Source organism: Pseudomonas sp. 05N431, assembly GCF_056397005.1.
Map to the genome: position 1 here is coordinate 517,715 of NZ_JBFTMN010000004.1, position 24,170 is coordinate 541,884.

Sequence of the window (24,170 nt, forward strand, 5' to 3'; positions counted from 1 at the left end):
ACCGTCGCATCTGAAACACCACCCTGAGCATTCTCAGTCACTCGCCGAGAGGCCCCATGGCAATCTCCAGACGCCATAAGCTCTTCCCCTTTCTCAGCTGGCTGCCCCGGCAAACCCGCGCCAGCGTCGGCCGCGACCTTGTCGTCGGCCTCAGCGGGGCGATTCTTGCGTTGCCGCAGTCCATTGCCTACGCCCTGATCGCCGGGTTACCCGCCGAATACGGTTTGTACGCCGCCATCATCCCCGTATTGATTGCCTGCCTCTGGGGTTCCTCCTGGCATTTGATCTGTGGTCCGACAGCGGCAATCTCCATCGTTCTTTACGCCAGCGTCAGTCCCTTGGCCGTGCCCGGTTCCCAGGACTACATCACGTTGATCCTGCTGCTGACCCTCCTTGCCGGTATCTTCCAGTGGCTGCTGGGCATGCTGCGCTTTGGCGCGCTGGTGAACTTCGTCTCGCACTCGGTGGTGCTGGGCTTCACCCTCGGTGCGGCGGTGGTGATCGCCCTCGGGCAACTGCCAAACCTGTTGGGGCTGGACCTGCCGAATCAGGCCACGGCGCTGAACAGTCTGCTGTCCTTGATCGGCGACATCGGTGCACTGGATAAACCGTCGCTGGTGCTGGGCCTTGGCACGCTGGCGGTGGGTATTGCGCTGAAACTGCTGCTGCCACGCTGGCCGAGCCTGTTGATCAGCCTGATCTTCAGCGGGCTGTTGGTGTGGCTGTGGCCATCGATGTTTGGCCATGTGAAGCTGGTCAGCTCATTCGTCGGCCGGTTGCCGCCGTTCAACCCATTGCCGCTGGATCTGGACCTGGTGTTGCGCCTACTGCCCAGTGCGGTGGCGGTCGGCATGCTCGGGCTGGTCACCAGCCTGTCGATTGCCCGCTCGTTGTCGGCGCGTTCGCAGCAATTACTCGATGCGAATCAGGAAGTCCGTGCGCAGGGACTTTCGAACATCGTCGGCAGCTTTTTCGCAGGCTCGCTGTCGGCCGGTTCCTTTACCCGTTCAGGATTGAGTTATGAGGCGGGTGCCTGCTCGCCACTGGCCGGGGTGTTCTCGGCGCTGTGGGTAGCGTTGTTTGCGCTGACCGGGGCAACGCTGATAGCGCATATCCCGATTCCGGCCATGGCCGGGAGCATTCTGCTGATTTGCTGGGGATTGGTGGACCATCGCGGCATTCGCGCGTTGTTCCGGGTCAGTCATGCCGAATTCGCGGTGATGGCGCTAACGTGCGTCGCCACCTTGCTGCTGGAACTACAAACGGCGATCTACGCCGGGGTGTTGGCCTCGCTGTTTTTCTACCTCAAACGCACCTCGCAACCCCGCGTGCAGCAATGGAGCGAAGGCGATGAAGAGATTCTGCGGGTCGGCGGCTCAATCTTCTTCGGCGCCAGCCACTACCTGCAAGTCCGTCTGCAACGCACTCAGGGCTTAAAGGTGGTTATCGAAGGGCAGTACATCAATTTCATCGACTATTCCGGCGTAGAGATGCTGCACCAGGAAGCGCGCCGACTGCTCAGACAAGGCCGCAGCCTGATCCTGCGCCGGGCGCGGGGGCATGTAGTCGAGGAGTTGATAAAGCTCGAAGGACCGGAGAAATGCCCGATCCGGTTTGAGGATTGATCCAACATCAAAATGGCCCCCTGTGGGAGCGAGCTTGCTCGCGATAACGTCAGCAACTTCCAGCACCGATGTGACTGACAGATTGCTATCGCGAGCAAGCTCGCTCCCACATTGGTTACAACGCCAGCTGGCGGCGGAGTTCGGCCAGCACCGGCGCGGTATCCGGGCGTACGCCGCGCCACAGGAAGAACGCTTCGGCCGCCTGTTCGGCCAGCATCCCCAGGCCATCCATCGACACTGCTGCGCCGTGTTCGCTGGCCCAGCGGCAGAACGAAGTCGGTTCCTTGCTGTACATCATGTCGTAGCAAACGGTCTTGCCCGGCTCGATCAGGCTGCTGGCAATTGGCGGTACATCGCCTGACAGGCTGGCCGACGTCGCATTGATAATCAGGTCCACCGGCTCACGCAGCCAGTCGAAACCACTGGCGGACACCGGGCCGAGATCGGCGAACAGTTCGGCCAGCAATTCGGCTTTTTCCAGCGTACGGTTGGCGATGATCACCGACGCCGGCTGCTCGGCCAGCAACGGCTCCAGCGCGCCACGCACCGCACCGCCAGCGCCCAGCAGCAGAATGCGTTTACCGCGCAGGCTGAATCCGGCATTGACCGTCAGGTCCCGCACCAGCCCGGCACCATCGGTGTTGTCACCCAACAGGCTGCCGTCCGCCAGTTTGCTCAAGGTGTTGACCGCACCCGCTCGCTGGGCCCGTTCCGTCAGGCTGTTGGCCAGACGATAGGCCTCTTCCTTGAACGGCACCGTAACGTTGGCACCACGGCCTTCGCGGAAAAACTCCGTGGCACAACCGGAAAAGTCATCCAGCGGCGCCAGCAAGGTGCTGTAGTCCAGTTTTTGAGTGGTCTGCTCGGCAAACAGGCGATGGATCAACGGCGATTTGCTATGGCCAATCGGGTTACCGAATACGACGTAACGGTCCATCAGGAGTCCTCGTTCAGGCGTTAGCCAGCCAATCGCGATCTTGCAGGAAATACTCGGTCAGGCGCGCCTCTTCACTGCCAGGCTCGGCCTTCCAGTCGTAACCCCAACGCACTTGCGGCGGCAGCGACATAAGGATCGACTCGGTACGCCCGCCCGATTGCAGGCCGAACAGCGTGCCACGGTCGTACACCAGGTTGAATTCGACATAGCGCCCACGACGAAACTCCTGGAACTCACGCTGTTGCGCGGTAAAGGCTTGTGCCTTGCGACGCTGGACGATCGGCAGGTACGCGTCGATGTAAGCATCGCCGATAGCGCGCATGAAGGCGAAGCAGGTGTCGAAGTCCCACTCGTTCAGGTCATCGAAGAACAGACCGCCGATGCCCCGGGGCTCGTTACGATGCTTGATGTGGAAATAGCTGTCGCACCACGCCTTGTAACGGCTGTAGACATCTGGTCCAAAGGGCTCGCAGGCCTTCGCGGCCACGCGGTGCCAATGCACGCAGTCTTCTTCATTGCCGTAGTAAGGGGTCAGGTCGAAACCGCCGCCGAACCACCAGACCGCTTCTTCACCTTCTTTCTCGGCGATGAAAAAGCGCACGTTGGCGTGGGACGTCGGCACATGCGGGTTGTGCGGGTGAATCACCAGCGACACACCAAGGGCCTCGAAGCCGCGCCCGGCCAATTCTGGCCGATGGGCGCTGGCGGACGGCGGAAGACCGCTGCCAAAGACGTGGGAAAAGTTGACACCGCCCTTCTCGATAACCGCGCCGTTTTCAATCACCCGCGTGCGACCGCCACCACCGGCAGGCCGGGTCCAGGCATCTTCGACGAAACGAGTGCCACCGTCTTCGGCTTCCAGCGCAGCACAAATGCGGTCTTGCAGGTCGAGCAGGTAGGCTTTTACGGCCTCGGTGCGGGTAGTCATGGCATCACCTTGAATCGGGCAAAGCTACGCGGCGCTCGATCAGAACGGCGTCCGGCGCAAATGGGCGCGTAGCATAACACTGCACTTGTGCCCGTCGCAGTTGACGAAGATCAAGCTTAGGAGTCCGATAGGGCGCTACGCAAAACCACCTAAGGAGAGTGCAGATGGCCAAACGAATCCAGTTCCGTGCCCATGGCGGCCCCGAAGTGCTTGAGTATGTGGATTATCAGCCTGCCGAGCCGGGTCCGCAGCAGGTGCGCGTGAGCAACAAGGCCATCGGCCTGAACTTCATCGACACCTATTACCGCAGCGGCCTCTACGCACCGCCAGCCCTGCCATCGGGCCTGGGCGCGGAAGGCGCGGGCGTGGTCGATGCGGTGGGCAGCGGCGTCACGCGCTTCAAGGTCGGTGACCGTGTGGCCTACGGCAGTGGCCCGCTGGGTGCTTACAGCGAGTTGCATGTGTTGCCGCAAGACAATTTGGTGCATCTGCCGGACGCCATCAGTTTCGAACAGGCTGCAGGCGTCATGCTCAAGGGCCTGACCGTGCAGTACCTGTTGCGTCAGACCTATGAACTCAAGGGTGGCGAAACGATCCTGTTCCACGCCGCTGCAGGTGGTGTCGGTTCGCTGGCCTGCCAATGGGCCAAGGCCTTGGGCGTGAAGTTGATCGGTACCGTCAGTTCGCCGGAAAAAGCCGCACTGGCAAAATCCCTCGGCGCCTGGGCAACCATCGACTACAGCAAGGAAAACGTCGCACAGCGGGTGCTGGAACTGACTGACGGCAAAAAGGTGCCGGTGGTCTACGACGGCGTAGGCAAGGACACCTGGCTGACTTCGCTCGACTGCGTGGCGCCACGCGGGCTGGTAGTGAGTTTCGGTAATGCATCGGGTGCGGTGGATGGAGTCAACCTGGGGATTCTGGCTGCGAAGGGCTCACTGTACGTGACCCGTCCAACGCTGGGGACTTACGCTAACAACGCTGAAAACCTGCAAACCATGGCCGATGAGCTGTTCGGGATGATCATCAGCGGCAAGTTGAAGGTGGACATCAGCCAGCGTTATCCACTGGCTGACGCGGCTAAGGCGCAGATTGAGTTGTCGGCGCGGCGTACTACCGGGTCGACGGTGCTTTTGCCTTAAGTATCAGGTGTTTGGTAGGGCCTCATCGCGAGCAAGCTCGCTCCCACACTGAATCGTTGTCGTACACAAAATCTGTGTTCACTAAAGATCTACTGTGGGAGCGAGCTTGCTCGCGATGGGTTCACCTCGGTCTTAGGCCGGGCGCACCACGTTGCCGGTGGCCAGATCGCGAATCAGGCTCGGGTTTTTCCGTCCGCCCAGATTCCCGCCCAGCACCAGGTCGATTTGCCCACGGAAATACTGCTCGACGCGAATTCGAGAACGCGCTGCCGGCCGGCCTTGCGGGTTGGCTGAAGTCGACACCAATGGCCCGACCAACGCACACAAATCCCGCACCAGAGGGTGATCACTCACCCGCAACGCCACGGTCTCGTGGACCCCGGTGATCCATTGCGGCAACATGTTCTGATGGGGCACCAGCCAGGTGTTCGGCCCCGGCCAGGTGCTGGCCATGCGATCCATCCACAGCTCCGGGAAATCTTCGAACAGGAAGTCGAACTGGCGAATGTTGTCGGCAATCAGGATCAGGCCCTTTTCCACCGAACGGCCCTTGATCGCCAGCAAGCGATACACCGCCTCTTCGTCCCAAGGGTCGCAACCCAGACCCCAGACAGCTTCGGTTGGGTAAGCAATCACCGCCCCTGCGCGAATAGCTTGTGCGGCTTGTTGCACACGCCAACTGTTGACCATTACCGACTCTCCAAAATAAGGCTGTGCGCAGTTTACCGATCTTTCATGAACCTAGCTTACGCGCGCAAACCAGCGTCCGCCTTCGCTCACTGCCCGGCCATCCATTTCAAGCTCCGTCAGCGCCGCCAATACCTTCGGCAATGCCCATCCCGCCGCGTCGGCCAGGGCCTCGCTGGTATGCGGTGCGGCAAACAGCAGGCACAGCAACGGATGATCGACGGGCGCCGCAGCGTCTGTGGATAACGGCAGATTCTGCCAACCGCGCAGGCCTTCGAGGATATGTTCGATGGTTTCCACCAACACCGCGCCGTCGCGGATCAGTTGGTGACAACCACGGGCGCCGGGATGATGAATGGAGCCTGGAATGGCATACACCTCGCGACCCTGTTCCGCCGCCAGCCGTGCGGTAATCAGCGAACCGCTGGCGACACTGGCCTCGACCACCAGCACGCCGAGGGATAAACCGCTGATGATCCGATTGCGCCGCGGGAAGTTGCTGGCCTGCGGTCCGGCGTCCAGCGGGAACTCGGAAACCACCGCACTGCCTTGCGCAATCATCGCGTCGGCAATCCGCCGATTGCGCTGTGGATAAAAATTTTCCAGACCGGTGCCGAGCACTCCGACGGTCTGCCCACCGACGTCCAGCGCGGCTTGATGCGCCGCCGCATCGATCCCCAATGCCAGACCGCTGGTGATGACGAATCCGGCACCCGCCAGACTGCGGGAAAACGCCGCAGCGGTGTCCATTCCCGGCCTCGATGCACGCCGGCTGCCGACCATCGCCAGCTGCGGTTTTTCCAGAATGCCTGGATCGCCCGCGACAAACAGCAACGGTGGCGGGTCACTGATTTCTGCCAACAGTGCCGGGTAGCCCGGCTGGTCAATCATCAGTAAATGCTGGCCCTCACGCTCTAGCCAGGCCAATGCGTGGTAGGCGCCATCACGAATTTCAGGGCTACGCCTGGCCTCGGCACTGGCCGCCGGCAACCCCAAGGCACGCCAGGCAGAAGCCGGTGCGCTGATGGCTTTTGAGGCCGAGCCAAAGGCTTCGAGCAGCTTTTGAAAACGTCGAGGGCCGAGCTCCGGGAGACGATGCAAACGCAAACGCGCTTCCAGTTCCGCCGGTGATACCTGCGTAGGTGCAAACAGCGGCATAAGATCATCCTTGATCGTTATTGGTCGTGTTGAATCGGCAACAAGCTGTGGATAAGTCTGTTGGTAACGTGTTGAGTCTTTTATGGATTACGCACCTTGTCCATCACCGCCAGGGAGCGCGAGGCGTTCAGCACCAAGCCGTAACTGAGCTTTTCGTAGGTGCGGAAGATCATCAGCAAACCGGCGCGCTCATCCGGGATTTTCACCTGTTCGCCCGTGACCCGGTCACGCACGGTTTCACCGGTTTTCATCACCACCAGCACGTTGCCTTCGGCCAAACCGTCGCGCTGGCCCTTGTTCAGGGTCACCACATCAAGCGCGCCGATCTGCGTAACACCCCGTGGCACGTCAATGATCAAGCCGTGAATGTCGTTTTGGGGGGCGCTGGGCATGAAGGTCGAGTTGATCGCCCGCTCTTCGCCGCTGAACAAGCGGTCGCCGAGACGAACCTCTTGAGTGGTGCGTTGCAAGGCGAGGGTGGCGACATCGCCTTCAGTGGCGATGATCTCGCCGCCACCGATGTCGTCGGCGTTGATCCCCAGGAACTCTTTGCTTTGCGGATCGCTGTAGACCTTGCCCTGGCGGAAGATGCCGTACACCGACTGCGCCGGGTCGAACTTGCCGCGTGCATAGATGCGATCGCCCATGCCGCTGAGCACCCGTTCGGCGTCACCAGCAACGATGTACGGCGCCTTGTTGAAGTCTTCCACTTTGTCGATGATCCGGTTGCTCAACAGGAAGCTGTTGATGGATCGCAGCGGAATACTCGGAATGGCGTCGGCCACCGGCGTGCTGCGCACTTGTGGCGAGAGCTTGATAGTGCCGCGTGAAGCCCCGCGATTGAGGGTCAGGCGCGGTTGCCCGTTGATATAGACCAGCGACAGCGAGTCGCCGGGATAGATCAGGTTGGGGTTTTCGATCTGCGGGTTGGCCTGCCAGAGTTCGGGCCATTTCCAGGGTTCGCGGAGGTATTTCCCGGAGATGTCCCAAAGCGTGTCGCCCGCCACTACCGTGTAATGCTGTGGAAAACCTTCCTTGAGTTGCACTTGTCCGTGTGCGAAACCGGCCGAGGCCAGAAGCAGCAGGGCGAGTAGTGATTTCCTCATGCGGTGAATCCCTTTATTATGTGCATTCGAGTAGAACGCCAGAGCCCTCGTGGCCCGCTCCCCCTTTCTAATGAAAAGAAGGGAGCTACGTTTTACAACGGTAGCCTGCATCTTCGGACCCGCCAGGCCATCGGCCCAGACTTTACTTCACACGTGCAGCAATTACGCTTATGGCTATTTTGAACATCCTCGAATTTCCCGACCCGCGCCTGCGTACTATCGCCAAACCGGTGGCCGTAGTGGACGACGAAGTGCGGCAGTTGGTCGATGACATGTTTGAAACAATGTATGAAGCACCCGGCATCGGCCTTGCGGCGACCCAGGTCAACGTGCACAAACGCATCGTGGTCATGGACCTTTCCGAAGACCGCAGCGAACCTCGGGTGTTCATCAACCCCGAGTTCGAAGTCCTGACCGACGAAATGGGTCAGTACCAGGAAGGCTGCCTTTCGGTACCGGGCTTCTACGAAAACGTCGACCGCCCGCAACGCGTGAAGATCAACGCCCTGGACCGTGACGGCAAGCCTTTTGAACTGATCGCCGAAGAGTTGCTGGCGGTGTGCATTCAGCACGAATGCGACCACCTCAACGGCAAATTGTTCGTCGATTACCTGTCCACGCTCAAACGCGACCGGATCAAGAAGAAGCTGGAAAAGCTCCATCGCCAGAACGCTTGATGCCCTTCCAAAGGCTTGCTGCGGCAAGCCTTTTTCTTTTCCGCGTGTTTCCAACCGAGAATTCCCATGACTGAGCCACTGCGCATCGTCTTTGCCGGCACCCCCGAATTTGCCGCCGAACACCTCAAGGCCCTGCTCGACAGCCCTTATGAGATCGTTGCGGTCTACACCCAACCGGATCGCCCGGCGGGTCGTGGGCAAAAGCTGATGCCGAGCCCGGTCAAGCAGTTGGCTCTGGAGCACAACATCCAGGTGTTGCAGCCGCCAACCCTGCGCAACGCCGAGGCCCAGGCCGAACTGGCGGCCCTCAAGCCGGACTTGATGGTCGTCGTGGCCTACGGCCTGATCCTGCCGCAAGTGGTGCTGGATATTCCACGCCTGGGCTGTATCAACAGCCATGCCTCGTTGCTGCCACGCTGGCGCGGTGCGGCGCCGATCCAGCGCGCTGTTGAAGCAGGCGACGCTGAAAGTGGCGTGACCGTGATGCGCATGGAAGCCGGCCTCGACACCGGGCCGATGCTGCTCAAGGTCACCACGCCGATCAGCGCTGATGACACCGGTGGCAGCCTGCATGACCGCCTCGCCGAAATGGGCCCGCCAGCAGTGGTTCAGGCGATTGCCGGACTGGCCGCCGGCACGCTGGAAGGCGAAGTGCAGGACGACAGCCTCGCCACCTATGCGCACAAATTGAACAAAGACGAAGCGCGCATCGACTGGAGCCGCCCTGCGGTCGAGTTGGAACGTCTGGTTCGCGCATTCAATCCGTGGCCGATCTGCCACAGCACGCTCAATGGCGAAGCCTTGAAAGTGCTCGCGGCCAGCCTCGCCGAAGGCAAGGGCGCACCGGGCGAGATCCTCGGCGCCAGCAAGGACGGCTTGATCGTCGCCTGCGGTGAACAGGCGCTGTGTCTGACGCGTCTGCAATTGCCCGGTGGCAAGGCGCTGAACTTCAGCGACTTGTTCAACAGCCGTCGTGAGAAATTTGCCGTTGGCACCGTCCTGGGCCAAGCGGTGGACGCCCAATGAACCCGCGTCTGGCCGCCGCCAAGGCCCTGGCCGCCGTCCTTAACGGCAAGGCTTCGCTGAACAGTTCGTTGCCGACGCAACTGGACAAGGTCGAAGACCGCGATCGCGGCTTCACCCAGGACCTGGCCTTCGGTACCGCCCGCTGGCAGCCGCGCTTGTCGGCATTGGCAGCCAAGCTTCTGCAAAAGCCTTTCAAAGCTGCCGATGCTGACGTCGAAGCGCTGTTGCTGGTCGGCCTCTACCAGTTGCTGTACACCCGCGTCCCGGCTCACGCCGCCATCGGTGAGACCGTGGGTTGCGCCGACAAACTTAAAAAACCCTGGGCCAAAGCCCTGCTCAACGCCGTACTGCGCCGCGCCCAACGTGAAAGCGAAGCACTGCTGGCTGAACTTGAGCACGATCCGGTGGTGCGCACCGCCCACCCGCGCTGGCTGCAAAAATCCCTCAAGGCGTTCTGGCCTGAGCAGTGGGAAGCCATTTGCGCCGCGAACAACGCGCACCCGCCGATGATTTTGCGGGTCAACCGTCGTCATCACACTCGCGATGCCTACCTCGCCTTGCTGAGTGATGCCGGTGTCGCGGCCAAGCCGTGCGTGTTCAGTCGGGACGGCATCGTGCTCGACACGCCGGGCGATGTGCGCCAGTTACCAGGTTTTGCCGAAGGCTGGATCAGCGTGCAGGACGAAGCCGCGCAACTGGCGGCGGATCTGCTGGACCTGGCGCCGGGCCAACGGGTGCTCGACGCCTGCTGCGCACCGGGCGGCAAGACCTGCCACATCCTTGAAGCCGAGCCAGAACTGGCCGGCGTGGTAGCCGTGGACCTGGAAGCCAAGCGTCTGGTTCGCGTGCGGGAAAACCTTGAGCGGCTGGGCCTCAGTGCCGAACTGATCGCCGCCGATGGCCGCGACACTCAGGCATGGTGGGACGGCAAGCCATTCCAGCGCATCCTGCTCGACGCACCTTGCTCGGCGACCGGCGTGATTCGCCGCCACCCGGACATCAAACTGACCCGCCAGCCGGATGACATCGCTGCGCTCGCGGTACTTCAGGGCGAACTGCTCGACGCGATGTGGCCGACCCTCGACGTCGGCGGCATCCTGCTGTACGCCACCTGCTCGACTTTGCCGACCGAAAACACCGAAGTCATCGAAGCTTTCCTCGCTCGCACATCGGGTGCTCGCGAGCTGGATATCGCCAGCCAGGCCGGCATCAAGCAACCGCATGGCCGCCAGTTGCTGGCGCAAGAGGGCGGTCACGACGGGTTCTACTACGCCAAGCTGATCAAGATTGCCGCCGCGCGCGGTTAAGCGGATTTCAAGGGAGTGAGCGGATGAAGATCATCATCCTCGGCGCCGGGCAGGTCGGCGGTACGCTGGCGGAACACTTGGCCAGCGAAGCGAACGACATCACCGTGGTCGACACCGACGGCGAACGCCTGCGAGACCTCGGAGACCGCCTCGACATCCGCACCGTGCAAGGTCGCGGCTCGTTCCCGACGGTGCTGCGCCAGGCCGGTGCCGACGACGCCGACATGCTGGTGGCGGTGACCAACAGCGACGAGACCAACATGGTCGCCTGCCAGGTCGCGCACACCCTGTTCCACACGCCGACCAAGATCGCCCGGGTGCGCGAAGCCGCGTACCTGACCCGCGCCGGCCTGTTCGACAACGATGCGATTCCGGTCGACGTGTTGATCAGCCCGGAACAAGTGGTGACCCACTACATCAAGCGCCTGATCGAGCATCCCGGCGCCTTGCAGGTCATCGACTTCGCCGAGGGCAAGGCCCAATTGGTGGCGGTCAAGGCTTACTACGGCGGGCCGTTGGTGGGGCAGCAACTGCGCCAGTTGCGCGAACACATGCCGAACGTCGATACCCGCGTGGCGGCGATTTTCCGTCGCGACCGACCGATCCTGCCGCAAGGCGATACGGTGATCGAAGCCGACGACGAAGTGTTTTTCATCGCGGCCAAAGCGAATATTCGCGCCGTGATGAGCGAAATGCGCCGGCTCGACGAGAGCTACAAACGCATTGTCATCGCCGGCGGCGGGCAGATCGGCGAGCGGCTGGCCGAAGCCATTGAAAGCCGCTATCAGGTGAAAATCATCGAGATGAACCCGGCGCGCTGCCGTTACCTCTCGGACACCCTCGACAGCACCGTGGTGTTGCAGGGCAGCGCCTCGGACCGCGATTTGCTGCTGGAAGAGAACATCGCCGACGCCGATCTGTTCCTGGCGCTGACCAACGACGATGAAGCCAACATCATGTCCTCGCTGTTGGCCAAACGCCTGGGCGCGAAGAAGGTGATGACCATCATCAACAACCCGGCCTATGTCGACTTGATCCAGGGCGGTGATATCGACATCGCCATCAGCCCGCAACTGGCGACCATCGGCACCTTGCTGGCTCACGTGCGCCGGGGCGATATCGTCAGCGTGCATTCACTGCGGCGCGGTGCGGCAGAAGCCATCGAGGCAATTGCCCATGGTGATGCGAAGTCGAGCAAGGTCATCGGCAAGGCCATCGAAAACATCGTCCTGCCGCCGGGGACTACTATTGGTGCAATCATTCGCGATGAAGAAGTGTTGATCGCCCACGACGACACCGTGATCGAAGCCGGCGACCATGTGATTCTGTTCCTTGTGGATAAAAAGCATATTCGCGATGTGGAGAAGTTGTTTCACGTGGGGTTGAGCTTTTTCTGATCCGGGCTCTGCGCTGACTGGCCAGGCCTCATCGCGAGCAAGCTCGCTCCCACAGTGGATTTGCGTACGCCACAGATCAAATGTGGGAGCGAGCTTGCTCGCGATAGCTATCTTGAAAACCCACATCCCTTGCTGACGCCCCCTTAGAAGGAAGCTACCGATGATCGAATCACTGGAAAAAATGCTCGCCAAGGGTGTGGATAACTCGCTGCTGCGCTTCGGTCTGGGCAAGGGTTATCTGGATCTGGGTGAAAATGCCAAGGCGGCCGAGCATTTCAGCCGCTGCGTGGAATTCGATCCGAAATACTCGGCAGCCTGGAAGTTGCTGGGCAAGGCTTATTTGGCGCAGGCAAACCATGCAGCCGCCCGTCAGGCCTGGGAACAGGGCCTGGAAGCTGCCCGCGCGCATGGCGACAAGCAGGCGGAAAAGGAAATGAGCGTGTTTCTGAAGAAGCTTGACCGGTTGGGCAACTGATCAAAAAACGCTCAGGTCAAAGGTAACGCAGGCCGATACCCTCAGCGTCGACCTGCACCACTTCCATGCGCACTCGTGGCGCACCGCACGGCAACCCCTGCACTTGGCCATAGACCACGGCACCCTTGGCCAAAGCCGCGAGCGTCGGGTGCTTCACGTAGACGCCGCTGGCGGAAAGGTTGCGAGTCTGGCCCAGGCACTCGCCGAAGCTCTCGTGCTGGATCTTGATTCGAAATGACTTACGGTGTTCGGACATCTTCTGCGCCCTTGATTGAACGGTTGTGGATAACCTCAGCCCAAGGTTATCCACAGATCATGCCAGCCGGATCAATACCAGCGCGCTTCGCCCGGCGGGCGTTTCTTGAAGCGCTTCATGCTCCACATGTATTGGCTCGGGTAAGCCCGCACGTACTTCTCGACGATCTGGCTCATGGCCGCGCAGGACGTCTCAGTATCGGTGCTGTACATGGCCTCGGGCGCGGCTTCCAGGATCACTTTGTAGCCTGATCCGTCCGGCAGGCGCAGGGCGTGCAGGAAGACGCCGACCGCTTTGCCGCCCGCGAGCATGTTCGGCACGAACTTGCTGGTCAGGGCCTTGGTGGCGAAGAAGGGCACGAAGATCCCGGCGGATTCAGCCGGTTCCGGGTCAGCCGGAATCCCCACCGCACCACCTTTGCGCACTTCCTTGATGACACTGAGGATGCCTTCCTTGGTGGACGCTGCCACGCGGTTGCCTAATTGCACCCGTTGTTTGCGCAGCAATTCATCCACCGCCTTGAGCTTGGGCGGCCGGTAGAAAATGATCGGTTTGCACTGGCTGCAATAGAAGTGGTTCAACACTTCCCAGTTACCCAGGTGACTGGTGATGCCGACCACGCCTTTGCCGGAAGCCAGTGCGTCCTTGAGCACATCGAGGCCCTCGACTTCACGCACCAGATCGATGGAACGCTGTGCCGGCCAGATCCAGGCGCAGGCGCTTTCGGTCAATGATTTGCCGATGTCCATCAGGCTCTGTCCCACCAGACGCTCGCGCTCGGCGGCGTCCATGTCCGGGAAACACTTGGCGAGGTTGATGCGCACCACGTCGCGTGAACGGTTGGGAGTTTTCCACATGACCCAGCCAATCGCCGCGCCTACCGCTTGCACCGCCCGCCACGGGAGCAGGGCAAACAACCGCAGAGCGCCTACCAGCAAGGCGCCTTTAAACTTATCCACAGGTCACTCCTGATCTTCTGAACCGACGTCATGAACCTTGTCGCGAGCCGGCTATTCTAACCGCCCACTGCGCAAGATGGCGTAACGATCACAATCAGTGGTGTGATCCATGACCATGCCCGAGGCCTGCATCAAGGCATAGCAGATCGTCGGGCCGACAAATGTGAACCCGGCTTTTTTCAGACCTTTGCTCATCTCCACGGCGGCCGGCGTTACGGCCGGCACTTCGCTGCGATCCTTGAAATGATTGATCTTCGGGACGCCGCCGACGAACGACCAGAGCAACGCCACCGGGTCCTCCAGCGCCATCCAGGCCTGGGCGTTGCGTCGTGCGGCATTTAGTTTGAGACGGTTGCGGATGATCCCCGGATCGAGCATCAAATCGTCTATTTCGGCGTCGCTCATCTGCGCCACCCGTTGTACATCGAAGCCGAACAACACCTCACGGTAGCGCTCGCGTTTCCTCAGCACGGTGATCCAGGACAGGCCGGCCTGGAACCCTTCGAGCAAAAGCAACTCGAACAAGCGCTGCGCATCGCGTAGCGGTACGCCCCACTCCTGATCGTGATAAGCCATGTACAGCGGATCTTCGGAACACCAAAAGCAGCGTGGCATAAGGCTCCAGGGGGCGTGCGGACGAATGAATCGGGTATACTCCCGCTCTTTAAATCGCAGCCCAAGAAACAGGTGAATTTCGTGAGCCAGCCTACGCCAGCCGTGCGTACCTTCCAAGACTTGATCCTCGCCCTCCAGCAATACTGGGCCGAGCAAGGTTGTGTGGTACTTCAGCCCTACGATATGGAAGTAGGCGCCGGCACTTTCCATACCGCCACGTTCCTGCGCGCCATCGGCCCGGAAACCTGGAACGCCGCTTATGTGCAGCCCAGTCGTCGCCCGACTGACGGCCGCTACGGCGAAAACCCGAACCGTCTGCAGCACTACTACCAGTTCCAGGTAGTCCTGAAGCCGAACCCGGACAACTTCCAGGAACTGTACCTGGGCTCCCTCAAGCACGTGGGCCTGGACCCATTGGTGCACGACATCCGTTTCGTCGAAGACAACTGGGAATCGCCGACCCTCGGCGCCTGGGGTCTGGGCTGGGAAGTCTGGCTCAACGGCATGGAAGTGACCCAATTCACCTACTTCCAGGCAGCGGGCGGCATCGAGTGCTACCCGGTGACCGGCGAGATCACCTACGGCCTCGAGCGTCTGGCCATGTACCTGCAAGGCGTGGACTCGGTCTACGACCTGGTCTGGGCTGACGGTCCGTTCGGCAAAGTGACCTACGGCGACGTGTTCCACCAGAACGAAGTGGAGCAGTCGACCTACAACTTCGAACACGCCAACGTCGAGAAGCTGTTCGAACTGTTCGATTTCTACGAAAGCGAAGCCAAGCGCCTGATCGAACTCGATCAACCGCTGCCGCTGCCAAGCTATGAAATGGTCCTGAAGGCCTCGCACACCTTCAACCTGCTGGATGCACGCCGGGCGATCTCGGTGACTGCGCGTCAGCAATACATTCTGCGTGTTCGCACCCTGGCGCGTTCCGTTGCGCAAGCCTACCTGCTGGCTCGCGCCAAGCTGGGCTTCCCGATGGCGACCCCGGATTTGCGTGATGAAGTGTTGGCTAAGCTGGAGGCTGCACAATGAGTGCTCAAGATTTCCTGGTTGAACTGGGCACCGAAGAGCTGCCACCCAAGGCCCTGAACACCCTGGCCGATGCGTTCCTCGCCGGTATCGAGAAGGGCCTGCTGGCCGCTGGCCTGGGCTTTGAAGCCAAACAGGTCTACGCCGCACCGCGTCGTCTGGCCGTGCTGATCACCAAACTGGCTACTCAACAGCCGGATCGCAGCATCAACCTCGACGGCCCGCCACGTCAGGCCGCCTTCGACGCCGAAGGCAATCCGACCCAGGCCGCCCTGGGCTTCGCCAAGAAGTGCGGCGTAGAGCTGAGCGAAATCGATCAAAGCGGACCGAAGCTGCGTTACAGCCAAAGCATCGCCGGCAAGCCGACCGTCAGCCTGTTGCCGACCATCGTCGAAGACTCGCTGAACGACCTGCCTATCCCCAAGCGCATGCGTTGGGGTGCTCGCAAGGAAGAGTTCGTTCGCCCAACCCAATGGCTGGTGATGCTGCTCGGCGACCAGGTTGTCGACTGCACCATCCTCGCCCAGAAGGCCGGTCGCGATTCCCGTGGTCACCGCTTCCATCACCCGCAAAGCGTGCGCATCACTTCGCCAGCCAACTACCTGAACGACCTGCGCGCGGCCTACGTACTGGCCGATGCCAATGAGCGCCGCGAGCTGATCAGCACGCGTACCGCTGAGCTGGCGACCCGCCAGGAAGGCACTGCGATCGTTCCGCCGGACCTGCTCGACGAAGTCACCGCGCTGGTGGAATGGCCAGTGCCGCTGGTGTGCTCGTTCGAGGAGCGTTTCCTCGATGTGCCGCAAGAAGCTCTGATCACCACCATGCAGGACAACCAGAAGTACTTCTGCCTGCTGGATGCCGACGGCAAGTTGCTGCCACGTTTCATTACCGTGGCCAACATCGAAAGCAAAGACCCGCAGCAGATCATCGACGGTAACGAGAAAGTGGTTCGCCCACGTCTGACCGACGCCGAATTCTTCTTCAAGCAAGACAAGAAGCAGAAACTCGAAACCTTCAACCTGCGCCTGCAGAACGTGGTGTTCCAGGAAAAACTCGGCAGCGTCTACGACAAGGCCGAGCGCGTTTCCAAACTCGCCGCGTTCATCGCTCCACACATTGGCGGCAACGCCCAGTGGGCGGCGCGTGCCGGCCTGTTGTCGAAGTGCGACCTGGCGACCGAGATGGTCGGTGAGTTCCCGGAGATGCAAGGTGTCGCCGGTTACTACTACGCTCTCAACGATGGCGAGCCGGAAGATGTCGCACTGGCGCTGAACGAGCAGTACATGCCGCGCGGTGCCGGCGCTGAATTGCCGACCACCCTGACCGGTGCGGCCGTGGCCATCGCCGATAAGCTCGACACCCTGGTCGGAATCTTCGGTGTCGGCATGCTGCCCACCGGTAGCAAAGACCCGTATGCCCTGCGCCGTGCCGCGCTCGGTGTGTTGCGGATCCTGATCGACAAGAAGCTCGAGCTCGACCTGACCGACGCCGTGGCCTTCGCCGTTGCCGCGTTCGGCGCCAAGGTCAAGGCTGCCGGCCTGGCTGATTCGGTGCTGGAGTTCGTCTTCGACCGTCTGCGTGCCCGTTACGAAGACGAAGGTGTGGATGTCGCCACTTACCTGTCGGTTCGTGCCCTGAAACCGGGTTCGGCCCTGGACTTCGATCAGCGCGTACAAGCGGTGGAAGCGTTCCGCAAATTGCCGGAAGCCGCCGCACTGGCTGCGGTGAACAAGCGCGTATCGAACCTGCTGAGCAAACTCGAAGGCAGCGTGCCGAGCACCGTTGAAGCCAAGTACTTCGACAACGCCGCCGAATTCTCGCTGTACTCGGCGATCCAGCAAGCGGATCAAGCGGTACAGCCAATGGCTGCAGCCCGTCAGTACAGCGAATCGCTGGCACGTCTGGCTGCGTTGCGCGAGCCGGTCGATGCGTTCTTCGAAGCAGTAATGGTCAATGCGGAAGACGCCAAGGTCCGCGCCAACCGTTATGCGTTGCTGGCACGTTTGCGCGGTCTGTTCCTCGGCGTTGCCGACATCTCGTTGCTGGGTTGAGGAGCTGCTGTTGAAACTGCTGATTCTCGATCGGGACGGAGTGATCAATTACGACTCCGACGCTTACATCAAGTCGGTTGAGGAGTGGATTCCGCTCCCCGGCTCGATCGAAGCCATCGCGCAGTTGAGCAAGGCCGGCTGGACGGTAGCTGTCGCTACCAACCAGTCCGGCATTGCTCGCGGCTACTACGATGTCGCCACCCTCGACGCCATGCACGAGCGCTTGCGCACGTTGGTGGCAGAGCAGGGCGGCGAACTCGGCCTCATCGTCTATTGCCCGCACGGGCCCGACGAAGGCTGCGATTGTCGTAAGCCAAAACCCGGCATGCTTAAAACCATTTCCGCACATTACGACGTGGCGCTGACTAACCTATGGTTCGTTGGCGACAGTCTCGGTGACCTGGAGGCGGCAAAAGCCGTCGACTGTCAGCCAGTTTTGGTAAAAACCGGGAAAGGCGAAAAGACTTTGGGTAAAACCCTACCGGTAGGTACTTTGATTTTTGACGATCTGGCGGCGATTGCCGCAGAACTTATCCACAACTAGGGCGATTCTGACATCCTGATCAAGGACTGTTCGGGAGCGCACTTTTTAATAGGCAAATGCCGCTATGTCGATCTTGCAGGCAATCAGAACCTTTCTTTTTTACCTGCTGCTGGGCACCAGCTCGTTGCTCTGGTGCAGCCTGAGCTTTTTTATCGCGCCTTTTTTACCGTTCAAGGCACGCTACCGTTTCATCAACGTCTACTGGTGCCGCTGCGCGCTGTGGCTGAGCAAGGTGTTCCTGGATATTCGCTATGAAGTCAAAGGCGCCGAGAACATCCCCGACCAACCGTGCGTGATTCTGTCGAACCACCAGAGCACCTGGGAAACGTTCTTTCTGTCGGCCTACTTCGAGCCGTTGAGCCAGGTGCTCAAGCGCGAATTGCTGTATGTGCCGTTCTTTGGTTGGGCGATGGCCATGCTGCGGCCGATTGCCATCGATCGCGACAACCCGAAAGCCGCGCTCAAGCATGTGGCGAAGAAGGGCGATGAACTGCTCAAGGACAATGTCTGGGTGCTGATCTTCCCGGAAGGCACCCGCGTTCCGTTCGGCACGGTCGGCAAGTTCTCTCGTGGTGGCACGGCGTTGGCGGTCAATGCGCAGTTGCCTGTGCTGCCTATCGCCCATAACGCCGGCAAGTTCTGGCCGAAAACCGGTTGGCTGAAAACACCTGGCACCATCACTGTTGTCATTGGTGCACCGATGTATGCAGAAGGCAGCGGCCCACGGGCGATTGCCGAGCTCAACGATCGCGCCGCGGCCTGGAACGAGCAGACCCAGCGGGACATGGGTTCTCTGCCACCACAGCCTGCTGCAGCGGATAAAGAGACTGTCTGAGCTTCTGTGGATAACCTGTGTACCGTTTTGTTGAAAAGCGTCTTATTTGTTAGCTAAATTTATGATTTATATAGATATTTCTTAAGCTCATAAAACGCCAGAAAACGTGCATAAGTTTTCACGACGCAAAAAAAACCGGCTATTTGCGCCGGTTTTTTTATGCCTGTTTCACCCCCGGTTATCACGCGATCCGTAGCAGCTGCCGAGCCCGCGAGGCTGCGTTCGGCTGCGAAGCAGTCGTAAAATCAGAAACCGCGGTGGTTCAGGTAGACCTCGCAAACAGGATTTACGACTGCTCCGCAGCCGAACGCAGCCTCGCGGGCTCGGCAGCTGCTACGGGGAAGTATTTCATTCATCCAGCAACGGCAATTGAACGCTGAACGTCGTACCTTGCCCAACCTGGCTTTCACAGAAAATCCGTCCACCGTGGCGATCCACCACAGCTTTGACCATCGACAACCCCAGGCCCAACCCCTCACTGCCTTGAGACGAAGCAAAGCGCCGGTACTGGCTGAACAGTTCGGGGAGTTCGTCGGCTGCAATACCTTTGCCCTGGTCGATGATCTCGCAGGTCAGCCATCCCTGTGCACAACTCACCCGCACGCTGACCTGCGAACCCGCCGGGCTGTACTTGATGGCGTTTTCCAGCAGGTTGAACAGCGCCCGGGTCAGCAACGACTGGTCGGCCAGGACCATGCCTTCCGCTTCTTCATCCAGATCATGCAACAGCACGATCTGCTTGAGTTGCGCAATGCTCATCGCCTGATCAAACGCATCAAGCACCAGCATCGCGAACATGCTCGGTTCGAACTGGTACGCCTCGGACTCGGCTTTGGCCAGTTGCACAAAAGCCTCGGTCAGGCTCAAGGCTTTGCGTACCTGCAACTCGATCTGGCTGAACAGCTGCGCGTCACCCGTGCCTTGGTGATGCTGGACGTCGAGCAAGGCCAGAATCGCTGAATGAGGGGCGCGCAGGTCATGGGAAAGAAACCGCAGCAGCACCGCGCGCTGCTCCTCGGCATCGCGCTCGAGGCTCAAGTCCGTCAGGCTGAGCAACCAGCCAATCGCCGTTCCGCCTTCAGCCGGCAGCAATGGAGCGAGGTCCAGACGCAAACTTCGTCCTTGGGTGTCGCGAAACTCGCTGGTCTCAAGCATCGACAGCGCCGGACTTCCATGCTCAAGCAGCCCCGGATAACCAATCTCCGAGAGCCGTCGAAGCAGGTCTTCGCCGACCAGATCGCTGGCAAACACCCCCCGTGCATTGCGGTTGGCCAGCAGGATCCGACCATTGGGATCGCTGATCAGCGTCGCCACCGGCAGGTATTCCAGACCGTCGGCGATGAAGCGTCGGGTATCGCGCGTCCGGCTCATCGCCTGTTCCAGCGCGACGATCTGCCCCTGCAAGACATCGCCGGCCGGTGACGGCGTGCGGCGGCGCTCTGGAAACACTTTCGGTTCACTATCCAGCCGTGCCAGTTCCCAGCCGAAATAAGCGAGCACTGCGCTCAGGCGTCGCCAGTTCCAGATCAAATACCCCAGCAACATCCCCAGCAAACTGGCAGTGGGCGACCACCACCAACCGGCTCGGAGCAACAGCGCCGAGGCGAGCAGCGCCAGCGCCATGCAGCCCAGGGTCAACCACAAGGCGCGTCGTGGACGGAACAGCAGCAAGGCCAGCAGCAATGCGACGATGGCCGTCGACAACCCGACCGCCCAGCCATCGGCAAGTACTACGATGCTGCGCTGTTGCAGCAGACCATTGAGGATGTTGGCTTGAATCTCGATGCCCGGCGTGGTTCCAATGCTCGCTGATTGCGGTGTTACATAGCGGTCGCCCAACCCAGGCGCCGTAGAGCCAATCAGGATCAGGCGATCACGCAGCAGCTCGGGTGGCACTTCACCCCGCAGCACGCTGACGTAAGGAACGCTGGGAAAACCTGCATTCGCGCTGATAAAGGGGATTCGAATGCCGTTGGTTCGTTGCCAGCCTTGAACCGTCAATGACAACGGCGAGCCGGGCAGGGTATCCGGGTTGTCGGTGGTCGTCTCATAAAGCAGCCAGGCCAGTTGCGCCCTTGGATTACGCTCAGGGCCTTCGCGCAGGTACACGCTGCGTACGATGCCATCAGCGTCCGCCTCGGCGTTGATATGCCCGATACCTTTGGCACAGAGGCTCAACGGCGCCACGGGTTCGATTTCACCCAATGGCTGTCCATAACGGGCAACCCCTTCGCGCAGCAAAGGCACGAACACGTTACCGGCCCGGCATGCAGCCTGTGCCAGACGCAGGTCGTTGTCGGGAAGTTTGTCAGGCTCGCTGAAAATGACGTCGAACAGTACGCCCTTGGCCTTCGCAGCGCTGAGCCGATCCAGCAGGTCGGCGTGCAAGGTCCGCGACCAGGGCCACTGACCGAGTTGCTGCAAGCTGTAATCGTCGATGGTGACAATGAGGATTCTCGGGTCGACCGGTAGCGGACTCAGCCGCCGCAGGTTGTCGTACAGCAGATTGCTCAGCGTCAGCCCATGGTTCAAGGACAGAAGCGCCGTGAGCGGCAGCAGGATCAGGCTGACCCACAGCCATTCGCGGACCATCCGACGAAACAGCTGCTGGGCCTGGGTTGGCTCGCGACCCTCCTTCCTTGGCCAGTGCTTCATCGACAATGAGCCGAGTCGTTATTGGACACGCGTGGTCCTGGGGTAATAGAAGATGTCATATACCCCGGTTTCTCCCTCAAGTCCCTGCTCGTCATACGCAGAGAGTCGAACATGGTAGAAAAACGCCTTCAACCCACTGAAGTTGATCTCTGGCGTGCTGGAAAACTGTTCCTGCTTGATGTTCAGGAAGTCTGTGTCGGTCGCCACTTGCGCCCGGTAGCGCGTGGCTCCGTGCAAGGGTTTCATGATCAACTGCCAGACCGGTGCAGGGCCGGTTTGACCGGTCTGCCCCAACAACTGCGGCGCGGGCAACAGCTCGATCGGCGTCAGCTTGCCTTCCTTCTGAATGCGTAACCCCTGGCGAGCCATGACCTGCACTTCATCCGCGGGTTTTTCGGTTTTTTTCGCGAGTGGTTTACCCGTGCGTTTTTTCGGAGGCGCGTCGACGTTTTCACCACGATCGACAGCCACCTGGCCATTCAGCACTTCGATCAGCGATTGCCCATTGTCGTTGTTTCGCACCCGAAAGTGCGTACCGCGGACCCCGAGCACGCCGACCGGCGTCACGATCTGAAAACGATCATAGTCGCTGGCGCGCTTGATCACATACGACTCGACCTGACCTTGCTCAAGAATTACCTGAGGGACAACGAGTTCTTCGTTCAAACGCAATGTGACCTGCGAACTGGATGGCAGCACGATGCGTGATCCATCACCCAGCGACAGGCTGACAAATGCCGAAGGGGAGGTCTTCACGCCTTCCTGCTCGTCAACCGTCATCCCTTCTTCGAGCGCCACCTGATTGCCCTTGCGGTCGAGCTTCCAGGCTTCGCCCGTCAGGTGTTCGACAGTGGCGGGCAGGGGTTGTCCACGGCATTGCTGGTTGTCATCGATATACGGCAAGCGCTTTGAAACGAAGAACGCTGCGGATGCGTTTTGGGTCAACGGACTCACCAGGCCAATGACCAGCAACAGACAAGTGCCCAGGTGGCGACAATGCAAAGAAGTCATTTGGCTCATTGGATTCGCTTTCACGCTTTTATAAGAATCTGGCCGTTCATCTGATTCATCAGCCTTACGCACCTTACCTGACGAGGCTCTGCGGCAGATAGCCACATCAATGCATATCGCCCACATCCATTACAAAAGCAGTCGCGGATATCCATATAGGCAAACGAATCGAAGAGGGGAGGAGGTGACACATCCGTGTGTCGGAACCGAGTCAGTATCGATCCGGTTTTACAATGTGAGACGGCACTCCTTTTTTTCCCCTGAACTGCAGACCGCAAGCGAACCGGCGATCGGCGGTCCCGCCAGGTTGGCGATGACACTCCCTGTGTCGGAGCACTTCCGAATGCTCCTGTGCCACTCAACGCTTGAGAATTTACCGACCTCGACGTTCGATGAGGCAATTCTCCACATTTGTTCAGAATTGCCCGAGCCCACATTAGAACACCCAGCGCTGCTGCTCTTCAGGAAGCCGAAGTGGCGCCGGTTGCTCGCCGTCCGCGGGAGTGCTCACAGGTGCGAAGCCCCGTGAATCACTGAACGCCACATTCACCACCGCGGGACTGAAGTAGCGCTGTGTCACATATTCATTCGGTGTTTCGCTGCTTGAATTCACAGCTTGCGAAGCAACCCCCATAGAGGCCAAAAATGCCAACGACAGGCAGCGTGTCAGCGCCTTATCCTTGGTCACCGTCACGATCAGTGCACGAACATTCCGACTGTTCCTCATCGCTGCGTCCTCGAGTCTTCGAGCCGATATCCGTCGGTTGACGGCCAATTGATATCAGCCTACCCAGACGCAGGGAATCTGGAGCAATTCACCACAATTGTTCAGATTCAGACAATCAGCCTAAACTCCGCACATAGGATTTTTACCCATTGCACTCTACGAGATGAAGGAACGCCCCGCATGCGTGTCGCAATACTGGATGACGAACCCGCCGAGCTACGCCGGGTGGAACAGACACTGCGACAGATTCCCGGAGCCGGAGAGCAAGCGTGGACCTTGCACAGCTTCGAGCGCGGCGAAGATCTGCTACGCCAGCTTCGACGCGAGACTTTCGACCTGTTGATACTCGACTGGCAGTTGCCTGATCTCAGCGGTCTATCGCTGCTGCGCTGGACCCGCGAACATATGGAGGCACCTCCCGCCGCCATCATGCTCACCAGCCGCGATGCCGAGAGTGACATCGTCCAGGCCTTGAACGCCGGCGCCGATGATTACGTCAGCAAACCGTTCCGTCCCAATGAGCTCCAGGCTCGTGTCAGTGCCGTACTGCGCCGACACGGCTTGCAGCGCAATGCTGCCAGCGAAGTGCTGAGTTTCAACGATCTGAACTTCGATGACGCCGAACTGACGGTGACCCGCGCTGGAAAACCCATCAGCCTGACCGAACGGGAATACCGTCTGGCCCGCTGCCTGTTTGCCAACCTGGGCCGGCCGCTGTCGCGGGAATATCTCTACGAGCGTTTCTGGACCCATGAAGAGATGGTGTCTTCACGGCCACTGGACACGCACATCTACCGCCTGCGCAACAAGCTGGGGCTGACGGCCGATCGGGGTTGGCAGTTGCTGACGATCTATGGGTATGGGTATCGGCTGGAAAGTGTCGCGGCTGCGAGCGAGTAAAGAGCTTTAAACATCTTCTCGCGAACAATAAAAAAGGCCAACGCTTAAGCGTTGGCCTTTTACATTTTTGCAGGCCGTTGGGTCTCAAAACAGAGTCCCGTTCAGCAGAAGCAAATT

Annotated in this window: 23 protein-coding genes; 12 read left to right on the plus strand and 11 right to left on the minus strand. The window is 60.2% G+C overall.

What is annotated here, in order from left to right:
• Nucleotides 1–56 precede the first annotated feature (56 nt).
• Complete coding sequence (locus AC1DIG_RS10020; RefSeq protein ID WP_477767179.1) at nucleotides 57–1,625, plus strand: SulP family inorganic anion transporter; 1,569 nt, start codon at nucleotides 57–59, stop codon at nucleotides 1,623–1,625.
• A 115-nt stretch (nucleotides 1,626–1,740) separates the two neighbouring features.
• Here the strand turns inward: AC1DIG_RS10020 and aroE are convergent, their stop codons facing one another.
• Nucleotides 1,741–2,562 carry a shikimate dehydrogenase gene (aroE, locus tag AC1DIG_RS10025; RefSeq protein WP_477767180.1) on the minus strand — a complete coding sequence of 274 codons (822 nt, stop codon included), beginning with the start codon at nucleotides 2,560–2,562 and terminating at the stop codon, nucleotides 1,741–1,743.
• A 13-nt stretch (nucleotides 2,563–2,575) separates the two neighbouring features.
• Entirely contained in the window at nucleotides 2,576–3,490 is a 915-nt protein-coding gene (gene hemF, locus AC1DIG_RS10030) for an oxygen-dependent coproporphyrinogen oxidase (RefSeq protein WP_477767181.1), read from the minus strand.
• A gap of 164 nt (nucleotides 3,491–3,654) precedes the next feature.
• On the opposite strand from hemF, the gene AC1DIG_RS10035 reads away from it, so the two are divergent.
• Nucleotides 3,655–4,632 carry an NADPH:quinone reductase gene (locus AC1DIG_RS10035; protein ID WP_477767182.1) on the plus strand — a complete coding sequence of 326 codons (978 nt, stop codon included), beginning with the start codon at nucleotides 3,655–3,657 and terminating at the stop codon, nucleotides 4,630–4,632.
• Nucleotides 4,633–4,764: 132 nt separating this feature from the next.
• Here AC1DIG_RS10035 and tsaC read toward each other — a convergent pair whose 3' ends face one another.
• The 3 genes from tsaC to AC1DIG_RS10050 all read right to left on the minus strand — a co-directional run bounded on the left by tsaC (nucleotide 4,765) and on the right by AC1DIG_RS10050 (nucleotide 7,583).
• A complete protein-coding gene (tsaC, locus tag AC1DIG_RS10040; RefSeq protein ID WP_477767183.1) occupies nucleotides 4,765–5,322 on the minus strand; it encodes an L-threonylcarbamoyladenylate synthase type 1 TsaC in 558 nt (185 codons plus the stop codon).
• A gap of 51 nt (nucleotides 5,323–5,373) precedes the next feature.
• Nucleotides 5,374–6,477 carry a DNA-processing protein DprA gene (dprA, locus tag AC1DIG_RS10045; protein WP_477767184.1) on the minus strand — a complete coding sequence of 368 codons (1,104 nt, stop codon included), beginning with the start codon at nucleotides 6,475–6,477 and terminating at the stop codon, nucleotides 5,374–5,376.
• Nucleotides 6,478–6,557: 80 nt separating this feature from the next.
• Complete coding sequence (locus AC1DIG_RS10050; protein WP_477767185.1) at nucleotides 6,558–7,583, minus strand: LysM peptidoglycan-binding domain-containing protein; 1,026 nt, start codon at nucleotides 7,581–7,583, stop codon at nucleotides 6,558–6,560.
• A gap of 170 nt (nucleotides 7,584–7,753) precedes the next feature.
• Here AC1DIG_RS10050 and def point away from each other — a divergent pair, with 170 nt between their 5' ends.
• The 5 genes from def to AC1DIG_RS10075 all read left to right on the plus strand — a co-directional run bounded on the left by def (nucleotide 7,754) and on the right by AC1DIG_RS10075 (nucleotide 12,465).
• Nucleotides 7,754–8,260, plus strand: coding sequence for a peptide deformylase (gene def / locus AC1DIG_RS10055; RefSeq protein ID WP_145017680.1), 507 nt, complete (start codon nucleotides 7,754–7,756; stop codon nucleotides 8,258–8,260).
• A gap of 66 nt (nucleotides 8,261–8,326) precedes the next feature.
• Nucleotides 8,327–9,286, plus strand: a complete 960-nt coding sequence (fmt, locus tag AC1DIG_RS10060; RefSeq protein WP_427542215.1) for a methionyl-tRNA formyltransferase — start codon at nucleotides 8,327–8,329, stop codon at nucleotides 9,284–9,286.
• On the plus strand, nucleotides 9,283–10,593 hold the full coding sequence (gene rsmB / locus AC1DIG_RS10065; RefSeq protein ID WP_477767186.1) for a 16S rRNA (cytosine(967)-C(5))-methyltransferase RsmB: 1,311 nt from the start codon (nucleotides 9,283–9,285) through the stop codon (nucleotides 10,591–10,593). The genes fmt and rsmB overlap by 4 nt, the downstream gene beginning before the upstream one ends.
• A 23-nt stretch (nucleotides 10,594–10,616) precedes the next feature.
• Nucleotides 10,617–11,990: a Trk system potassium transporter TrkA gene (gene trkA, locus AC1DIG_RS10070; RefSeq protein WP_054594890.1), complete on the plus strand. Its 1,374-nt coding sequence runs from the start codon at nucleotides 10,617–10,619 to the stop codon at nucleotides 11,988–11,990.
• 160 nt (nucleotides 11,991–12,150) lie between these two features.
• Complete coding sequence (locus tag AC1DIG_RS10075; RefSeq protein WP_477767187.1) at nucleotides 12,151–12,465, plus strand: tetratricopeptide repeat protein; 315 nt, start codon at nucleotides 12,151–12,153, stop codon at nucleotides 12,463–12,465.
• A 16-nt stretch (nucleotides 12,466–12,481) separates the two neighbouring features.
• Here AC1DIG_RS10075 and AC1DIG_RS10080 read toward each other — a convergent pair whose 3' ends face one another.
• The 3 genes from AC1DIG_RS10080 to tag all read right to left on the minus strand — a co-directional run bounded on the left by AC1DIG_RS10080 (nucleotide 12,482) and on the right by tag (nucleotide 14,295).
• Nucleotides 12,482–12,721 carry a PilZ domain-containing protein gene (locus AC1DIG_RS10080; protein WP_054594888.1) on the minus strand — a complete coding sequence of 80 codons (240 nt, stop codon included), beginning with the start codon at nucleotides 12,719–12,721 and terminating at the stop codon, nucleotides 12,482–12,484.
• Between the two features lie 71 nt (nucleotides 12,722–12,792).
• A complete protein-coding gene (locus tag AC1DIG_RS10085; protein WP_123581836.1) occupies nucleotides 12,793–13,680 on the minus strand; it encodes a lysophospholipid acyltransferase in 888 nt (295 codons plus the stop codon).
• Nucleotides 13,681–13,731: 51 nt separating this feature from the next.
• A complete protein-coding gene (gene tag / locus AC1DIG_RS10090; protein WP_477767188.1) occupies nucleotides 13,732–14,295 on the minus strand; it encodes a DNA-3-methyladenine glycosylase I in 564 nt (187 codons plus the stop codon).
• Nucleotides 14,296–14,376: 81 nt separating this feature from the next.
• On the opposite strand from tag, the gene glyQ reads away from it, so the two are divergent.
• The 4 genes from glyQ (at nucleotide 14,377) to AC1DIG_RS10110 (ending at nucleotide 18,760) form a co-directional block, all read left to right on the plus strand.
• On the plus strand, nucleotides 14,377–15,330 hold the full coding sequence (gene glyQ, locus AC1DIG_RS10095) for a glycine--tRNA ligase subunit alpha (RefSeq protein ID WP_031319418.1): 954 nt from the start codon (nucleotides 14,377–14,379) through the stop codon (nucleotides 15,328–15,330).
• Nucleotides 15,327–17,381, plus strand: a complete 2,055-nt coding sequence (glyS, locus tag AC1DIG_RS10100; RefSeq protein WP_477767189.1) for a glycine--tRNA ligase subunit beta — start codon at nucleotides 15,327–15,329, stop codon at nucleotides 17,379–17,381. The genes glyQ and glyS overlap by 4 nt, the downstream gene beginning before the upstream one ends.
• A gap of 4 nt (nucleotides 17,382–17,385) precedes the next feature.
• Nucleotides 17,386–17,925, plus strand: a complete 540-nt coding sequence (gmhB, locus tag AC1DIG_RS10105) for a D-glycero-beta-D-manno-heptose 1,7-bisphosphate 7-phosphatase (protein ID WP_477767299.1) — start codon at nucleotides 17,386–17,388, stop codon at nucleotides 17,923–17,925.
• 64 nt (nucleotides 17,926–17,989) lie between these two features.
• On the plus strand, nucleotides 17,990–18,760 hold the full coding sequence (locus tag AC1DIG_RS10110) for a lysophospholipid acyltransferase family protein (protein WP_477767190.1): 771 nt from the start codon (nucleotides 17,990–17,992) through the stop codon (nucleotides 18,758–18,760).
• 348 nt (nucleotides 18,761–19,108) lie between these two features.
• Here the strand turns inward: AC1DIG_RS10110 and AC1DIG_RS10115 are convergent, their stop codons facing one another.
• From AC1DIG_RS10115 to AC1DIG_RS10125, 3 genes are all read right to left on the minus strand, one after another.
• Nucleotides 19,109–21,415, minus strand: coding sequence for a CHASE2 domain-containing protein (locus AC1DIG_RS10115; RefSeq protein WP_477767191.1), 2,307 nt, complete (start codon nucleotides 21,413–21,415; stop codon nucleotides 19,109–19,111).
• An 18-nt stretch (nucleotides 21,416–21,433) separates the two neighbouring features.
• Nucleotides 21,434–22,435: a FecR family protein gene (locus AC1DIG_RS10120; protein ID WP_477767192.1), complete on the minus strand. Its 1,002-nt coding sequence runs from the start codon at nucleotides 22,433–22,435 to the stop codon at nucleotides 21,434–21,436.
• A gap of 427 nt (nucleotides 22,436–22,862) precedes the next feature.
• Entirely contained in the window at nucleotides 22,863–23,153 is a 291-nt protein-coding gene (locus AC1DIG_RS10125; protein WP_477767193.1) for a hypothetical protein, read from the minus strand.
• A gap of 180 nt (nucleotides 23,154–23,333) precedes the next feature.
• Here AC1DIG_RS10125 and AC1DIG_RS10130 point away from each other — a divergent pair, with 180 nt between their 5' ends.
• The gene (locus AC1DIG_RS10130; protein WP_216742480.1) at nucleotides 23,334–24,053 is read left to right on the plus strand and encodes a response regulator transcription factor; all 720 of its coding nucleotides are present in this window, start codon (nucleotides 23,334–23,336) and stop codon (nucleotides 24,051–24,053) included.
• Nucleotides 24,054–24,170 lie beyond the last annotated feature (117 nt).

Bases quoted from the DNA above. Each gene is read 5' to 3' on its own strand.
- AC1DIG_RS10020 (WP_477767179.1), top strand. From the start codon at position 57: ATGGCAATCTCCAGACGCCATAAGCTCTTCCCCTTTCTCAGCTGGCTG.
- aroE (WP_477767180.1), bottom strand. From the start codon at position 2,562: ATGGACCGTTACGTCGTATTCGGTAACCCGATTGGCCATAGCAAATCG.
- hemF (WP_477767181.1), bottom strand. From the start codon at position 3,490: ATGACTACCCGCACCGAGGCCGTAAAAGCCTACCTGCTCGACCTGCAA.
- AC1DIG_RS10035 (WP_477767182.1), top strand. From the start codon at position 3,655: ATGGCCAAACGAATCCAGTTCCGTGCCCATGGCGGCCCCGAAGTGCTT.
- tsaC (WP_477767183.1), bottom strand. From the start codon at position 5,322: ATGGTCAACAGTTGGCGTGTGCAACAAGCCGCACAAGCTATTCGCGCA.
- dprA (WP_477767184.1), bottom strand. From the start codon at position 6,477: ATGCCGCTGTTTGCACCTACGCAGGTATCACCGGCGGAACTGGAAGCG.
- AC1DIG_RS10050 (WP_477767185.1), bottom strand. From the start codon at position 7,583: ATGAGGAAATCACTACTCGCCCTGCTGCTTCTGGCCTCGGCCGGTTTC.
- def (WP_145017680.1), top strand. From the start codon at position 7,754: ATGGCTATTTTGAACATCCTCGAATTTCCCGACCCGCGCCTGCGTACT.
- fmt (WP_427542215.1), top strand. From the start codon at position 8,327: ATGACTGAGCCACTGCGCATCGTCTTTGCCGGCACCCCCGAATTTGCC.
- rsmB (WP_477767186.1), top strand. From the start codon at position 9,283: ATGAACCCGCGTCTGGCCGCCGCCAAGGCCCTGGCCGCCGTCCTTAAC.
- trkA (WP_054594890.1), top strand. From the start codon at position 10,617: ATGAAGATCATCATCCTCGGCGCCGGGCAGGTCGGCGGTACGCTGGCG.
- AC1DIG_RS10075 (WP_477767187.1), top strand. From the start codon at position 12,151: ATGATCGAATCACTGGAAAAAATGCTCGCCAAGGGTGTGGATAACTCG.
- AC1DIG_RS10080 (WP_054594888.1), bottom strand. From the start codon at position 12,721: ATGTCCGAACACCGTAAGTCATTTCGAATCAAGATCCAGCACGAGAGC.
- tag (WP_477767188.1), bottom strand. From the start codon at position 14,295: ATGCCACGCTGCTTTTGGTGTTCCGAAGATCCGCTGTACATGGCTTAT.
- glyS (WP_477767189.1), top strand. From the start codon at position 15,327: ATGAGTGCTCAAGATTTCCTGGTTGAACTGGGCACCGAAGAGCTGCCA.
- AC1DIG_RS10110 (WP_477767190.1), top strand. From the start codon at position 17,990: ATGTCGATCTTGCAGGCAATCAGAACCTTTCTTTTTTACCTGCTGCTG.
- AC1DIG_RS10115 (WP_477767191.1), bottom strand. From the start codon at position 21,415: ATGAAGCACTGGCCAAGGAAGGAGGGTCGCGAGCCAACCCAGGCCCAG.
- AC1DIG_RS10120 (WP_477767192.1), bottom strand. From the start codon at position 22,435: ATGAGCCAAATGACTTCTTTGCATTGTCGCCACCTGGGCACTTGTCTG.
- AC1DIG_RS10125 (WP_477767193.1), bottom strand. From the start codon at position 23,153: ATGAGGAACAGTCGGAATGTTCGTGCACTGATCGTGACGGTGACCAAG.
- AC1DIG_RS10130 (WP_216742480.1), top strand. From the start codon at position 23,334: ATGCGTGTCGCAATACTGGATGACGAACCCGCCGAGCTACGCCGGGTG.